This is a genomic window from Streptomyces sp. NPDC048481, assembly GCF_043200075.1.
Taxonomy (GTDB): Bacteria; Actinomycetota; Actinomycetes; order Streptomycetales; family Streptomycetaceae; genus Streptomyces.
This window is the reverse complement of the sequence record NZ_JBICXC010000006.1, coordinates 429,032-443,854: the sequence shown is the minus strand read 5'-3', so window position 1 is coordinate 443,854 and position 14,823 is coordinate 429,032. Positions and strand designations below refer to the sequence as shown.

Here is a 14,823-nt window from a genome sequence, read left to right as displayed (position 1 = left end):
AGAGGCGAGGGGGAGGCCGGAAGGGGACGCGCAGCAGGGGAGCGTCCGCGGGGCGTCAGGTCCGCGGCGGCGCCGTGCTGGAGCGCTGCACCAGCCGCGTGGACAGCTCGGTGCGCGTGCCCTCCGGCCGCTCCCCGTCCATCATCCGCACCAGCGTGCGCAGCGCCGTGGCCGCCGTCTCCGCCAGCGGCTGACGGACCGTGGTCAGAGCGGGGGTGGTCCAGCGGGACTCGGGCAGGTCGTCGAAGCCGACCACGCTGATGTCGTCCGGTATCCGCAACCCCCGCTCCGCCAGGGCACGGTAGACGCCCAGGGCCATGCGGTCGGAGCAGACGAACACGGCCGTCGGCGGCGCGGGCAGGTCCAGCAGCTCGCGCATGCGCCGGCACGCGAGGGTCTCGTCGAAGCCGCCGTCGCGCAGGTACCCGGGGTCCTGTGCGACGCCCGCCGAGGCGAGGGCGGAGCGGTAACCGGCCACGCGGGCGCCGCTGCACATCCTGCGCCTCGGACCGGCGATCACCGCGATGCGTTCGTGCCCGAGGGCCAGCAGATGTTCCGTCGCCGTCACCCCGCCCTGCCAGTTCGCCGCGCCCACGGACATCACCCCGGCCGGGGGCTCCAGGACCGGGTCGATCATCACGAACGGGATGCGGTGCTGCGCCAGCCACGTGTACTGGGACTGCGTCAACTCCGCTACGTCGAACAGGACTCCGGCCGAACCGCGCACGGCCAGCCGGTCCAGCCAGCCCCGTTGCGGGTGCCCGGCGCGGGTGCGGGAGAGCGCGGCGGAGACGACCAGATCCAGACCGGCCTCGTACGCCGCCTCCTCGACGCCGCGCAGGACCGCGCCCGACCGGGAACTGTCCAGCGCGTGCACGACGAGATCCACCTGCCGGGGCGGCCTGGACGCGTCGAACCGGGGTCTGCGCACGTAGCCGAGCCGGTTCAGCGCCTCCGTGACCCGGCGCCGCGTCTCGGGAGCCACGTCCTCGCGCCCGTTGACCACCTTGGAGGCGGTCGGGACGGACACTCCCGCCTCTCGGGCCACGACCGCCAGGGTCGGCCCGGCCGTCGCGCCCGCACCCGCCGTGCGCACCATCGGGAACCACCTCTCCGGCCCGCCCGAGGGCCAGCGAAAGTTCGACCAGTGCTGCGAGGGGCCGGCGCCGGAGCCCGACCGCCCGCAGAAAGCGCTTGCTATCCTAGGTGTGCCCCAGTGCGGGCGGGAAGACGCGCGGTGACGCGGGATCATGAACCGCCGGCCCGGCGGCCCGCACGGCCGGGAACGGCGGCCGGAAGGGGTGCGGACGGGGCCCGGACGACCGGGCCGGGGCGGGGCGGCGGCCGGGGCGGGGGACGGGTGGCGTGCGCGCGGGCTGTGGAGGCGGTGGTGTGCGGTGGCCCGGCAAAGGCTCCGGTGAGCGTGAGCTTGTGCCGGGCGTCGCGCGGGGTGGGCGGTCGGGTGGCCGCCGCGAGGTTCAGGCCACCTTCGCGAGGTCGGCGTGGCGGACCTCGTGGGCGAGGGGCAGCCCGTCGGCCAGCCGTTCCAGCTCCTCCACGACGATGCGGCCGAGCCGCTCCAGCTCGTTGCCGAGGGATCCGGCGATGTGCGGGGTCAGGAAGACGTTCGGCAGGTCGTAGAGCGGGGAGTCGGCCGGCAGCGGCTCCGGGTCGGTGACGTCCAGCACCGCGTGCAGCCGGCCCGCGACCAGCTCGTCGGTGAGGGCGACGTGGTCCACCAGGGCGCCCCGGGACGTGTTGACGAGCATGCCGCCGTCGCGCACGAGGGCGAGGCGGGCGCGGTCGAGCAGGTGACGGGTCTCGGGGATGTCCGGCGCGTGCAGGCTGACGATGTCGCTGTGCCGCAGGAGATCCTCCAGGGAGACCGCCCTCGCGCCGAGTCCGGCGGCCTCGGCCTCGTCCACGTAGGGGTCGTGGAGGAGGACGTCGAAGTCGAAGGGGCGCAGCAGTTCCAGCAGCCGCCGGCCCACCCGCGACGCGCCGATGACGCCGACCACGCGGCCGAGATTGCCCGTGCCGGCGGTCTCGGCGGGGGTCGGCTGGGCGTGGGTGCGGCGGAACCGCTCGCGGTGGGCGAAGGCGTCCTTCCCGGCCAGCAGGATCATCGCGAGGGTGTACTCGGCCACCGGGACGGCGTTGCCGGTGACCGCGCTGGAGACGGCCACCCCCCGCTCCCACAGCGCCTCGCCGACCAGTGAGCGCACCGAGCCCGCGGCGTGGAGCACCGCGCGCAGCCGGGGGGCCGCGGCGGCGGCGTCCTCGTCGAGACGGGGGCAGCCCCAGCCGGTGATCAGGACCTCCGCGCCGGCCAGGGCCGCCGCGGCCGCCGGGTCGGAGAGGTCGTCGACGACGAGCGCGGTGTCGATCTCGGCCGTGCGGCGCAGCCGGGCCATGAGCGGCTCCGGGAACAGCAGGGGCAGGTGCACCGGATCCATGGCGAACACGGCCCTCGGCAAGGAGGCGCTGGGCATGTCTCTCCCGGGATGCCTGGAAACTGCGGGGGAAGCGCCGTAGGAAGCGCTTTCTGCGACTCGCTCCCACCGTAAGTCCGCGCCGCGGCCACGGTCAATCGGTCGGGTGGGGGCGGGTTCGGGTCGAGCAGGTCGTGGCCGTGGCGGCCGTGACCTGCCGCCGTCGCGGTCGCGGCCCGCACGCCCCGTGTGCCGATGAACCCGAACAGCCCTCCCGCGGGGGCGAGCGCCGGAATACCCGGCGTGGGTGTGGTGCTCTGTTGTTACCGGTGCGTGAGAGCGCGGCGAAGGGCTGGTGAGCAGGTGGCGGCAGACCGGACGAACCCTGTGGACGACGCCTTCGGGGCGTCGTCCGCCCGTCCCGTGGTCCGGACCCCCTACGGGGCCGTCCGCGGGCGAGAAGAGAACGGCGTCGCCGCCTTCCGGGGGATCCCCTACGCGGCGCCGCCCTTCGGGCCGCTCCGGTTCAGGCCGCCCGTCCCGCCCGAGCGCTGGGACGGCACGCGCGACGCGGGGGACTTCGGACCGACGCCGCCGAAACCCCCGTACTCCGAGGCCTTCGCCCGGTACCTGTCCGACCCCGTCATCGCGGGCGACGACTGCCTCAACCTCAACGTCTGGACGCCGGACCCCTCCCCGAGCGCCCGCCTGCCCGTGCTCGTATGGCTGCACGGCGGCGCCCTGACCAGGGGCTCTTCGGCGGTTCCGGTGTACGACGGAGGGAGGTTCGCCCGCGACGGCATCGTCTTCGTGTCGATCAACTACCGGCTCGGCGTCGAGGGCTACGGACTCTTCCCCGACGCCCCCGCCAACCCCGGGCTGCGCGATCAGCTCGCCGCCCTGGAATGGGTCCACCGGGCGATCGGGGCCTTCGGCGGCGACCCCGGCCGCGTCACGCTGGCCGGCCAGTCGGCAGGCGCCATCAGCGTGGGCGCACTGATCGCCGCTCCGCAGGCCCAGGGACTCTTCCGGCGGGCCGTCCTCCAGAGCGGCCCCCCGGAGGCCTTCGAGCGGGACAAGGTGCGGCGCATGGTGCGCCGCATGGCCAACCGGCTGAAGATCCCCGCCACCGCCGAGGCCTTCGCCGGCGTCGACCGCGACCTGCTGCTGCGAACCCAGGCCGAGGTCGGCAGGCTGAGCAGCCCGGTACTGGGCGGCCCCGCCTTCGGCATCGTGGTCGACGGCGACCTCGTCCCGCGCGACCCCCTGCGGGCCCTCGTCGACGCAGACGCGGCCCGCGGCGCCGACCTGCTCGTGGGCTGGACCCGCGACGAGTACCGGCTCTGGCTCGCGCCGGGCGGCCTGGTGGAGCGCGTCGACCGGATGGGTCCCGTCGCTCTCGCCGGAGCCATGGCCCGCTGCCACTGCGGCCCTGAGGTGCCCCGCGGCTACCGAGCCCTGCGCCCGGAGGCGGGCACCGCCGAACTCGTCGGCCAGATGGTCACCGACAAACTGCTGCGGCTGCCGCTGCGGCAACTCGCCGACGCCCGGCCCGGGACGTCCTACGTGTACGAGTTCGCCTGGCCCTCGCTGCGCCCCGGACTCGGCGCCTGCCATGCGCTGGAACTCGGCTTCGTCTTCGACACCGGAGAGACGCCCGAGTCCGCGAAGCTCGCCGGCGACGGAGCGCCGCAGGCGCTCGCCGACACGATGCACGAGGCGTGGACCCGGTTCGTGCGCACGGGCAGCCCGGGCTGGGAGGCCTGGGACGCCACGCATCCGGTGCGCGTCTTCGGCGAGACCCGTGAGGCGGGCGTGACGGGCGTGCGTGAGATCGGCGGGACCGGTGACGCGGGTGTGGGCGTGGCCGGCGGGGTGCGGGAAGGGCTCGGCGTGTTCGACGCGGTGGCGCGCGAGACCGACGGCGGGGGCGCGACGGCGGCCGACGGGGGTGGTGAGGCGGTGGGCGAGGGCGCCGGGGAGCCGGCCGGCGGCCCACGCACCGGGCGCGGCGACCTCCCGGCCACCGGGGAAGCCGTCGCCTACACCGCGTACGGGCTGCGGGACCGTGAGCTGGCGCTGTGGACGGCGGCCGAGACGCAAGCACCGGCCCCGGAGGGGCCCGTCGAGGCGACGCCGACGCGGGACCCGGCGCCCGGGAAGGCCGCACGCCGCGCGGAGCTGAGATCGGCGGTGCGCCGACTGCGCCGGGCCGGAGGCATACGAGGACGCTGAGCGTACGGGGCGGGCGGCCGCCCGGTGCGGAAACCGGCCGCCCGGCGGAGTCGGCCGTCGGCGGGCGGCGCGCCTTCGCCGGAGTGACGTCGTGGAGCGCCCGCTGCGCCCGGCCGGTCTACGCGGCGGACAACGTCTCGGCGATCGACGCGATCGCGCCGGGGCCGACGCGGCAGCAGCCGCCGATGAGGCGGGCCCCCGACTCCCGCCAGCCCAGCACCTGTTCCGGAAGGAAGGAGGAGCGGCCGTTCCAGGCCCGGGCCTTTGCGTCCCAGGCTTCGCCGCTGTTCGGGTAGACGACGACGGGCTTGCCCGTCACCCGGGCCGCGGTCGCCACGGCGGCGTCGACGTCCTCGGGCGCGCAGCAGTTCACACCGACCGCGATCACCTCGTCCGCGTCGGCCGCCAGGGCGAACGCCTCCTCCAGCGGCTGCCCCGCGCGTGTGCGGTCTGCGGCGATCGAGTACGAGAGCCAGGCCGGCACGCCGAGTCCGCGCACCGCGCGCAGCAGGGCCTCGGCCTCGTCGGTGTCGGGAACCGTCTCCAGCGCGAACACGTCGGGCGCGGCGCCGGCCAGCACCTCGAGACGGGGGCGGTGGAAACGCTCCAGTTCCTGGACGCTCAGGCCGTAGCGTCCCCGGTACTCGGAGCCGTCCGCGAGCATCGCGCCGTACGGTCCGACCGACGCGGCCACCCACAGCGGACGCGTGACCCCGCCGTCCACTGCCCGCCGGGCCGCCTCCCGGGCCAGTTCCACGCTCAGCGTGAGCAGCCGGGCCGCCTCGTCGCGGTCGATGCCGCGCTTCGCGAAACCCTCGAACGTGGCCTGGTAACTGGAGGTGATCGCCACGTCCGCGCCGGCCTCGAAGTAGGCGAGATGCGCCTCGACGACGGCTTCGGGCTGTTCGGCGAGCAGCCGTGCCGACCACAGCTCGTCGCTCAGGTCGTGCCCGGCGGACTCCAGCTGGTTCGACATGCCGCCGTCGAGGACGACGGTCGCGGCGGTGAGCGCCGCGGCGAGGGAGGTCTCGGCGAGGGGGGAGGGGGTGTCGCTGGTCATGCCACGACGCTAGTCGAACGGGCGGGGCACAGCCCGATGTGTCCAGTGCGTGAGCAGCACGACCACATGATGGACGGACAGGGGCGGGGGCCGCGCGGCCGGGGGCCGGCGCGCGGCTTCGGTCCGCCGGGTCTACCGCCTCGGTGCGGAGTGCCGGCCGCCCCTGCCGCGCGGTGCGCTCCGTGAGCGCCTGGTCTTCGGGACCAGCAGCGCCCCGAGCAGTCCGGCCGACAGGACGTACGGCCACCATCCGAACGCTGAGGAACCGCCCGCGCCGGCGCCGTGCGCCTCGGCCGTCACCGCTCCCTGCGGCCCCCGCCCGTCCCCGGCCGCCGGCGGGGTCGCGGCCGTCGCCGTCAGGACGACGTCGTTGCCGTCGCCGCCCCTGTAGGTGATCCGGTAGACGGTGTCGTGGAGTCTCACCTCGGCTCCCTCGCGCAGGCCGTCGAAGGTGCCGCTCACGGGTGTGCCTCCGGCGTGCTCCAGGACGGTGACGGCGGGCAGCGGGTCGCGGCCCGCCGTTCCGGAGGCCTTGCCGGGAGCGGCCGCGGTGCGCCCTGGGGCGGCGGCGCTGCCCGACGGGGCGCCGGAACCGGTCCCCGTGGGGGCGGTCCGTGCGCCGGACAGGTCGAGGCCGCCGGCCAGGGTGACCTTGCCCGACACCTTCAAGGGGGCCGACGTCAGCACCAGTTGGCCCTCGGCGCGCTGGGTGTAGGCGCCGGACACCGTCAGGCCGCCGGTGACGACGCCCTCGTTCGTCACGGCGCCGCGTACGGTTCCCCTGCCGCTCAGCGTGCTCGTCACCCGCAGGGCCGAGCCGCCGGTGTCGAGCCGTGCCGCAGCGGACGTCAGCCGGACGGCCCTGCTGTTGGCCAGCGTCGCCCCGTCGGCGAGCGCGAGGGTTCCGCGTTCGACGGTGGTCGTCCCGGTGTAGGTCACCGCGGATCCCGTGAGGGTCGTCGTCGCGGCCCCGGACTGCACGAGCGAGCCGCCGCCGCCGACGCGGGACAGGGAGACCGCCTTCTTCGCGTTGTGCACGACGAGCGTCCCGTCGTTCACGATCCGCCGCCGGTCGGTCCCGGTGAGGAGGGAGCCGTCCCCGCGCGCCGACCCCAGGCGCAGGACCGCCCCCTTCTGCACGGTCGTCGAGCCGTCGTAGTACTGCGCGGCGGCGAAGGTGACGTCGTTGCCCTTGGTCCCCGCGATGACGACGTCGCCCGCGCCCGGCGCGGCCAGCGTGTCGTGGTACCTGCCGCCGCCGATCGGCGCCCCCAGCGTGACCGGCCCGTCGTAGTCGAACGTCAGCAGCGACCGGCGTCCGGAGGCCTCGTGCAGGTTGATGTAGACGGTGTCCCGGGTGCCCGGCATGAAGATGTCGTGCGTGGTGCCGTCGCCCCACCGCACGTCCGCGCCCTCGATGTTCGTGCCGCGCTTGTTCAACTGGTGGGGTATCGCACGCCAGTTGAGGCCCGGGTCGCTGAGCGCGGGCGCGGTGTCGCCGCCCCGGTCGCTGTAGCTGTACTGGCCGGTGAGGACGACCTTGCTGCCGGGCCGGGTGTGGACGTTGACGTCGCTGCCGTACTGCCGTTGGTAGAAGTTCTGGCGCAGGGTGACCGTCTGGTGCAGCGGGGTGTCGATGATCCAGGAGCCCTGGTTGAGGATCGCCCGGGCGTGCGGCAGCGACACCGGGTACTCGGGCCGGCCGACCGCCATGCCGGTGCCGTTGTCGATGACCCCGGAGAACGGGTGGGCGCCGGCCAGGTCGAGGGTGCCCCACATGTTGCGGGGCTGGGTGACCAGGCCCGAGCCGCTGATGGTGCCGATGTTGAACGTGCGGGTCAGCGACAGGCGGAGCGTGCCGTCGACGCGGATGTTCAGCTGGTTGAGCCGGTAGCCGGGAGTGTCGTAGGGGAAGTGCCCGATCAGCCCGGTGGCCCCGCCGACGCCGTACTGCAAGGTCGTCCCGCGTTCCACCGTGATCGCCGGCGGGTCGGGGGCGCCGACCGTGGTGTACGGGTGGTTGCCGCCCTGCGTGCGCACCACCTGCCGCCGGCGCGCGGCGGGCAGGGTGAAGTCGCTGTCCTTGCTCAGCACGAGCGTCCCCCCGCCCCGGACGGTGAGCGTTCCCTGGCCGCGGAACACGCCGCTGTACGTCGTCGTCCCGGCGGGCACGGTCACCGCGGAGTCGCCGGCGAGCGTCACGTCCCGGTCGGCCAGCACGTCGGCGGTGACATCGCGGACGCCCGCGGCGACGGCGGGAGGGGCTACGGCGAGGAGGGCCGCGACGGCTGCGAGGGCGCCGGCGGCCGCGGTCGAGGTGTGAAGAGGGCTGCGCACACCTGGGAGACGCGCCACGGCGGGTCGGATAACAGAAATCTTTCTACTCGGTCGCGGCGGCCGCTTTGCGCGCCCCGGAAAACCACCGTCCGGCCGGAAAATTCCGGAAAGGGCTTTCTGCCAAGTCCTGTCGGACCCGTTGACCTGCTCGTAACGCGCCCTTACCTTTTCGGCGTTCGTCATTCCACATGCCGTTCGCAGTTCCGAACGCACCCCTCTCTCGAGGGGCAACCGCTTACCCCGCGAACCGTCCGCGGCCCGGCATCGCCGGACCGGACGCCGGCGGCCTCCGAGTGATCCCCCCACCCGCCACCCCCTGCCCCCACCCCCCTCACCCCCACCGCCATCCCCCCCACCGCGACCCTCTGAAGGAGAGTGCGTGAGATGAGACGTGCGTACACGGCCCTGCTGGCCCTCTGCCTGGCGCTGATCGGCGCCTTCGTCACCGCGGGACCCGCCCAGGCGGCGCCCGTGACGATCGCCAACGGCGTCCAGTTCACCGACACTTCGGGTGATCCGGTGCACGCCCACGGCGGAGGCGTCCTCAAAGTCGGCTCCTACTACTACTGGTTCGGCGAGGACCGCAACGCCGACAACACCTTCCGGTACGTGGACGCCTACCGCTCCACCGACCTGAAGAACTGGGAGTTCCGCAACCACGTCCTCACCCGGTCGAGCGCCTCGGAGCTGGCCACCGCCAACATCGAGCGGCCGAAGGTGATGTACAACGCCGCCACCGGCAAGTTCGTGATGTGGATGCACAAGGAGAACGGCGTCGACTACAGCGAGGCCCGGGCGGCCGTCGCCGTGTCGGACACCGTCGACGGGAACTACAGCTGGCAGGGCAGCTTCCGCCCGCTCGGCCAGCACATGTCCCGGGACATCACGGTCTTCGTGGACACCGACGGAGCCGGCTACATGATCTCGGCCGCACGCGAGAACTACGACCTTCAGATCTACCGGCTGACGGCCGACTACACCGGCATCGCGAGTCTGGTCGCCGACCCCTGGCACGGCGGGCACCGGGAGGCGCCGGCCCTGTTCAAGCGCAACGGCGTCTACTTCATGCTCACCTCGGCCGCCACCGGCTGGAACCCCAACCAGCAGCAGTACGCCACGGCGACCTCCCTCGCCGGCCCCTGGACGGCCATGAAGGACGTCGGGGACGCGACCGCGTACGGCTCGCAGACCGCGTACGTCCTGCCCGTCCAGGGCGGCTCGGGCACCTCCTACCTCTACCTGGGCGACCGCTGGGGCAACTCCTTCGGCGGCACCGTCAACGACTCCCGCTACGTCTGGCTGCCGCTCGCGTTCCCCACGTCGACCTCGATGTCGATGTCGTGGACCCCCGAGATCACCGTCGACACGGCCGCGGGAACGGTCACCGGCACGAGCGCCGTGTACAACACGCTCGTCGCCCGGCACAGCGGCAGGTGCGCGGACGTCACCAGCCAGTCCCTGCGGGCGGGGGCCCAGATCAAGCAGTACGACTGCAACGGCGGCAACAACCAGAGGTACTGGTTCAAGCCCGTAGGCGGCGGCTACTACCAGTTGGTCGTCAGGAACAGCTCCCTGTGCGTGCAGGAGAACGCGGGCACCGTCACCCAGGAGGACTGCGGCGCGGCCGTCACCGCCCAGCAGTGGTCGCCGGTGACGTCCGGCGGCTATGTGAACCTCACGTCCCGCGCCACCGGAAAGTGCCTGGACGTGAACGGCGCGTCCACCGCCAACGGGGCCGCCGTCATCACGTACGCGTGCAACGGGGGCGCCAACCAGCAATGGACGCGCGGCACATGAGACCGGGGCCCACGGGCTCACGACGTGACGGCGTCACGGGCTCACGGGCTCACGGGATTGTGGACGGCGTCGTCAGTCCAGCAGGTCGAGGGCGTCGATCGCGGTGCCCGCGCTGAGATAGGCGGCCGCCCCCGAACCGCTCACCACGTTGATCCTCAGCACGTTGTACCGGCCGGTGTCCGTGAGCCACGCACTCGCCGGGACGCTGTAGGTGAACGTGTGGTTGTTCCCCCGGTAGGACCCGTTCGTCAGGGACCGGGTGGTCGGCTGGGCGGGCGGGGAGGGGACCGGCGAGGTCCACGTGTCGTTGACGACGACCTGCGGCCGGCCGTTGGCGTAGGCCGTCGTCACGCCGATGCGCAATGTGTGCGCGGCGGCGGCCTGGGCCGCGGTCAGCCGGAAGTACACCAGCAGACCGCTGTTGACGTCCTTCCAGAGGTAGCAGGGGAAGGACGAGGTCTCGCTGCCGCTGCCGATCACGACATTGCCGGTCCAGGGAGCGGCCCGTACGTCCGAGGGGTGCGCGTACGTCATCAGGTCGGCGTTCTTGAAGCCGCTCGGCGTGCCCGTCCAGTCGTTGACGCGCCAGACGGCGCGCGCGTTGCTCGGGTCGTTCGACGACGGGACGGCGATGGAGTTCAGGGTGGTCGTCGCGCCGGCGGACACGGTCACCTGTGTGCTGTACACGGCCAGCTCGCTCTTGTGGACGGTGAGCGTGTACGTCCCCGGCAGCACCCCGGCGATCGAGAACCAGCCGTCCGAGGCGCGTGCAGGACCCCAGTACTGAGCGGCCGAGTTGGCAAGGCCCACCGTGTACGGATACGCCGGGTCGCGGCCGGTGATGCCGACGCCCGCGACCCGGCCGCGCCCGCTGGCGCCGACGTAGCCGGAGATGCCGAGCGAGTCGGCCCAGGGCGTGGTCAGGTTCCGGGAGAAGAGCGCGGAGGACGGCGCGCCGCCGTCCGTGAAGGCGATCACGTAGGGGCCCTGGAGCCCGAAACGCTGCTCCTCGGTCTGGTTCTGGCCGTAGTAGAGGATCTCGTACAACCCGCCGCCGTCGGCGCTCTGGTGGCGCAGGAGGGAACGGTAGAACGGGCCGCCGGAGGCCTTCTCGTGGTTGCTGCGCACCATCCACAGGCCGACGCCGCCGCTCGCCCAGCCGACGTGGTCGTAGTCCATGACCCGCAGCCGGGAGTAGTGCTTGGAGCGGGTCTGGCCGTCCGGCTCGGCGAAGACGTCGGAGGCCTCGACGGTGCTGGTCGTGTAGGTGTACGAGTCGGGCTCGTCGTTCAGGAACAAGCCCGCCCCGACCCGCAGGATGTACCGGGTCGCGGAGACGGACGCGTCGGCCTTGTGGGTCCACAGGTAGACGTTGTTCTCACCGCTGCGGGCCGCGTAGTAGTGCTTGAGCGTGCCGTGCGTGACCGAGACCAGGATCGTCGCCCCGGACTGGGAGATCCTCACCGTGGAGCTGCCGAGGCCCGACTCGATGTGCGAGTTCTTGCCCCCGTAGCCCTGGTACTCGACGCCCCGGTGGACGAGCGAGGTGAGGTCGCCGGTGGTCTTGCTGACCTTGAAGACCAGCGCGGCGCCGGTGTCGACGACGTAGTCCGCGCCGTCGTCGGTGTAGCCGAACGACGCCGCGGCGGCCGGGACGGCGAGCGGCCCGGCGAGCGCGGCCGAGCCGGCGGCGCGGGTGCCTGAGAGGGTGACAGTTGAATCGATTTTGCGAAAGGGCTTTCACGCCTGCGATGTCGGTGATCGTGGGAATACCTGTCGAGGTCTAGAAAGCGCTTGCCGAAGGCGGTACCGTCCTGCCGCCACCCCCTGTCCCCCAACGGAGGAGCCGCACGTGAGACGTTTCACCCCGGCCGTACTGGCGGCGCTGGCCCTGACGGCCGGTCCGACGTCCGTCCCCGCGTCCGCCCGCACCGGTCCGGCGTCCCTCCCCGCCTCCGCCCACACCGGCCGGGCGCCCCTCGGCATCGACCACTGCACCGCCACCGCGTGCCACTTCGACGTCCCGCCCGGCTCCTACGACGTGCGGGTCGTCCTCGGCGGCGCCGCCGCGTCGAGCACCGCCGTCACCGCGGAGACCCGGCGCGCCGTGCTGCCCGAGACCGCCGTCCCCGCCGGCGCCCGCACCGCGCGCACCTTCACGGTCGACGTCCGTACCCCCGAGGGCGAACCGACGGGCCCGGACGGCGCCCCCGGACTGGACCTGGCGCTCGGCGGCGCCGCGCCCGCACTGGCCGACGTCAGGGTCACTCCCGCCCGGCACGCGCGGCGGATCTTCCTGGTCGGCGACTCCACCGTGTGCGACCAGCCCGCGGAGCCGTACACCGGCTGGGGCCAGCAACTGCCGCAGTACCTGCGCAAGGGCGTCTCGGTCGCCAACTACGCCGATTCCGGGGAGAGTACGGTCACCTATCTGGGGAACCCACAGCTGTGGGACACGGTCCGGCCGCTGATCCGTCACGGCGACCTCGTCCTGGTCCAGCTCGCCCACAACGACAAGACGACCGACGAGACGACGTACCGCACGAACCTCGAGACCTTGGTGGCGGGGGTGAGGAAGCAGGGCGGGCGGCCGGTCCTGGTGACCCCCGTCGTGCGCCGGTGGTTCAATGCCGACGGCACACTGAACAACCCGACGGCCCTGCTGGTCAACGGACTCGGCGTCGACCACCCTGCGGTCGTCCGCTCGGTCGCCGCCGCGCGGGGCGTACCGCTGATCGACCTGACGGCACAGACCAAGGCGCTGGTGGAGTCCGCGGGCGTGGAGGGCTCCAAGGCGCTCTACCTCTACAACGAGAAGCGCGACAACACGCACACCTCCCCGTACGGCGCGACGGTCTTCGCGGGCCTGGTCCGCGACGGACTCGTAGCCCGGCACCTGGTGCCGAAGGGCGCCGTGCGCGTGGGATGAACGCCTGGGGGCGCCCCGACCGGAACCGGGACGCCCCCAGGTCCCGCCCACGCCCGGAGCCCGGGCGCTCCCGGCTCCCGCCCCGCCCTCCCCGCTTGCCGACCGGTCGCCGAGGAAAGAAACGACAGATGCAGCTCCCCCCGCCCGACGCCGCCCGCAGCCCGCGCACCGGATACACCCGGGCCCACTGGGAGGCGGCCGCCGACGCCCTGCTCGCCGCCGCGGAACCCCACGCCACCGACGACCGCGCCCTCTACCACTTCCCCGGCTCCCGGACGAGCTGGTCCGGACGCCTCTCCGACGGACTGGAGGGGTACGCCCGCACCCTCCTCCTGGCCGCCTTCCGCCGTGACGAGAGCGCGCTGGAGCGCTATGCGAGCGGCCTCGCCGCCGGCGTGGCCGGCGTCTGGCCCCGCATCGGGGACCGGAGCCAGCCCCTCGTCGAGGCCGCGTCGATCGCCCTCGCCCTGCGCCTGACCCGCCCACTGCTCTGGGACCGGCTGGACGACGGCGTGCGGCAGCGCGCCGCGCACTGGCTCGGCGACGCGCTGACCGCCGAACCGTGGCCCTGCAACTGGGAGTTGTTCCCGGTCACCGTGGGCGGCTTCCTGGCGGAGATCGGCCACGAGCCGGAGGCCTCCCGCAAGGCGGTCGACCGCGGCCTGGAACGCATCGAGCAGTGGTACGCCGGCGACGGCTGGTACACCGACGGCCCCGGCCGCGCCTTCGACTACTACAACGGCTGGGCGATGCACCTCTACCCGGTCCTGCACGCCTGGCTGGCCGACGACCCCGACCTGCTCGCCCGCTACGGAAGCCGTCTCACGGCCCATCTCGGCGACTACGCCCGCCTGTTCGGCGGCGACGGCGCGCCCCTGCACCAGGGCCGCTCCCTCACCTACCGGTTCGCCACCACCGCGCCGCTGTGGCTGGGCGCCCTGACCGGCCACACCCCGCTGCCGCCCGGCGAGACCCGCCGGCTGGCCTCGGGCGCGCTGAAGTACTTCCTGGAACGCGACGCGGTGGACGAGCGGGGGCTGCTGACGCTCGGCTGGCACGGACCCGACGAGTCGGTGTTGCAGGGGTACTCCGGACCGGCCTCCCCCTACTGGGCGAGCAAGGGCTTCCTCGGCCTGCTGCTGCCGTCCGACCACCCGGTGTGGACGGCGCGCGAGGAAGCGGGGCCCGCGGAGCGGGAGAGCGCGGTCACTCCCGTCGCCGCCCCCAACTGGCTGCTTCAGTCGACGAGTTCCGACGGCCTGGTGCGGCTGCACAACCACGGCTCCGAGGACGTCCGTTACGACCCGTTCTACACGCGCTTCGCCTACTCCACGGCCACCCGGCCACGGGTCTCGCCGCCGGACAACTCCGTCACGGTCGGCGGCGATCCGCACCGCGAGGGCATCGTCCCCCTCGGCGTCGGCGCGGGCTGGGCGGCCTCCCGGCACACGCGGGCTTCCGGCGCCACGGTCACCAGCCTGGTGGTCGCCGAGGGAGCGGTGGAGGTCCGGGCCCACCTGGTGTCCGGCGCGCCCCCCGGGACGCCCGTGCAGATCACGGGCTGGGCGCCGGCGGAGGGCACGGACGAACGGGCCGAGCTGGTGGGCGTGCACGGGCTGACGGGGGACTCGGGGTCCGCGGGCGACTGCGTGCTCTCGGGGGCGGTGGGGGAGGGGCCGACGCTCTTCGTCGCGCTGGCCCGTCTGACCGCCGAGCAGGACCCCCGGCCCCTCGCGGACTCGGTGTCGGTGGAGGTGGGACAGGCCACCGCCGACGGTGCCCGGGATCTGACCGTCCGCCGGCCCGACGGCCCGCAGCAGCGGTTCCGTTTCCGGCCCACGGCCTCGGACGCGGGGACGGAAACGGGGTCGCAACCGGGGCCGTGGTCCGTGGCCCCGCGGTGAGACGGCCGCAGGGATCGGGGGCCGGGGGCCGGGAGACGAGGGCCGGCGGGTGGTCGGCGGGACCGCAGGGCGCCCCCTCCCGGACGTCGCCGGAGCGCCCCAATTGCGTTGCCCCGTGTCCCGGCCTCC

9 protein-coding genes are annotated in these 14,823 nt (G+C 73.8%); 4 read left to right on the top strand and 5 right to left on the bottom strand.

The genetic code is table 11. The features are described from left to right. Window positions 1–55: 55 nt before the first annotated feature. Window positions 56–1,099, bottom strand: coding sequence for a LacI family DNA-binding transcriptional regulator (locus ACGFSH_RS21335; protein ID WP_393350838.1), 1,044 nt, complete (start codon window positions 1,097–1,099; stop codon window positions 56–58). Between the two features lie 379 nt (window positions 1,100–1,478). Then, on the bottom strand, window positions 1,479–2,492 hold the full coding sequence (locus ACGFSH_RS21330) for a hydroxyacid dehydrogenase (protein WP_393350836.1): 1,014 nt from the start codon (window positions 2,490–2,492) through the stop codon (window positions 1,479–1,481). Window positions 2,493–2,855: 363 nt separating this feature from the next. Between ACGFSH_RS21330 and ACGFSH_RS21325 the strand changes: the two genes are divergently transcribed. Beyond that, entirely contained in the window at window positions 2,856–4,667 is a 1,812-nt protein-coding gene (locus tag ACGFSH_RS21325) for a carboxylesterase/lipase family protein (RefSeq protein WP_393350909.1), read from the top strand. Between the two features lie 118 nt (window positions 4,668–4,785). On the opposite strand, the gene mmuM is transcribed toward ACGFSH_RS21325, so the two are convergent. Both mmuM and ACGFSH_RS21315 read right to left on the bottom strand, forming a co-directional pair. Then, window positions 4,786–5,727: a homocysteine S-methyltransferase gene (mmuM, locus tag ACGFSH_RS21320; RefSeq protein ID WP_393350833.1), complete on the bottom strand. Its 942-nt coding sequence runs from the start codon at window positions 5,725–5,727 to the stop codon at window positions 4,786–4,788. Between the two features lie 132 nt (window positions 5,728–5,859). Continuing rightward, complete coding sequence (locus ACGFSH_RS21315; RefSeq protein WP_393350907.1) at window positions 5,860–8,064, bottom strand: autotransporter; 2,205 nt, start codon at window positions 8,062–8,064, stop codon at window positions 5,860–5,862. A 384-nt stretch (window positions 8,065–8,448) separates the two neighbouring features. Here ACGFSH_RS21315 and ACGFSH_RS21310 point away from each other — a divergent pair, with 384 nt between their 5' ends. Continuing rightward, the gene (locus ACGFSH_RS21310) at window positions 8,449–9,861 is read left to right on the top strand and encodes an RICIN domain-containing protein (protein ID WP_393350831.1); all 1,413 of its coding nucleotides are present in this window, start codon (window positions 8,449–8,451) and stop codon (window positions 9,859–9,861) included. Window positions 9,862–9,933: 72 nt separating this feature from the next. On the opposite strand, the gene ACGFSH_RS21305 is transcribed toward ACGFSH_RS21310, so the two are convergent. Next, complete coding sequence (locus ACGFSH_RS21305; protein WP_393350905.1) at window positions 9,934–11,586, bottom strand: rhamnogalacturonan lyase B N-terminal domain-containing protein; 1,653 nt, start codon at window positions 11,584–11,586, stop codon at window positions 9,934–9,936. Between the two features lie 127 nt (window positions 11,587–11,713). Between ACGFSH_RS21305 and ACGFSH_RS21300 the strand changes: the two genes are divergently transcribed. After that, complete coding sequence (locus tag ACGFSH_RS21300) at window positions 11,714–12,790, top strand: rhamnogalacturonan acetylesterase (protein WP_393350829.1); 1,077 nt, start codon at window positions 11,714–11,716, stop codon at window positions 12,788–12,790. Window positions 12,791–12,918: 128 nt separating this feature from the next. Then, the gene (locus ACGFSH_RS21295; RefSeq protein WP_393350826.1) at window positions 12,919–14,694 is read left to right on the top strand and encodes a DUF2264 domain-containing protein; all 1,776 of its coding nucleotides are present in this window, start codon (window positions 12,919–12,921) and stop codon (window positions 14,692–14,694) included. Window positions 14,695–14,823 lie beyond the last annotated feature (129 nt).

Coding starts and splice junctions, on each gene's coding strand:
- ACGFSH_RS21330 (WP_393350836.1), bottom strand. CDS start 2,492: ATGCCCAGCGCCTCCTTGCCGAGGGCCGTGTTCGCCATGGATCCGGTG.
- ACGFSH_RS21295 (WP_393350826.1), top strand. CDS start 12,919: ATGCAGCTCCCCCCGCCCGACGCCGCCCGCAGCCCGCGCACCGGATAC.
- mmuM (WP_393350833.1), bottom strand. CDS start 5,727: ATGACCAGCGACACCCCCTCCCCCCTCGCCGAGACCTCCCTCGCCGCG.
- ACGFSH_RS21310 (WP_393350831.1), top strand. CDS start 8,449: ATGAGACGTGCGTACACGGCCCTGCTGGCCCTCTGCCTGGCGCTGATC.
- ACGFSH_RS21335 (WP_393350838.1), bottom strand. CDS start 1,099: ATGGTGCGCACGGCGGGTGCGGGCGCGACGGCCGGGCCGACCCTGGCG.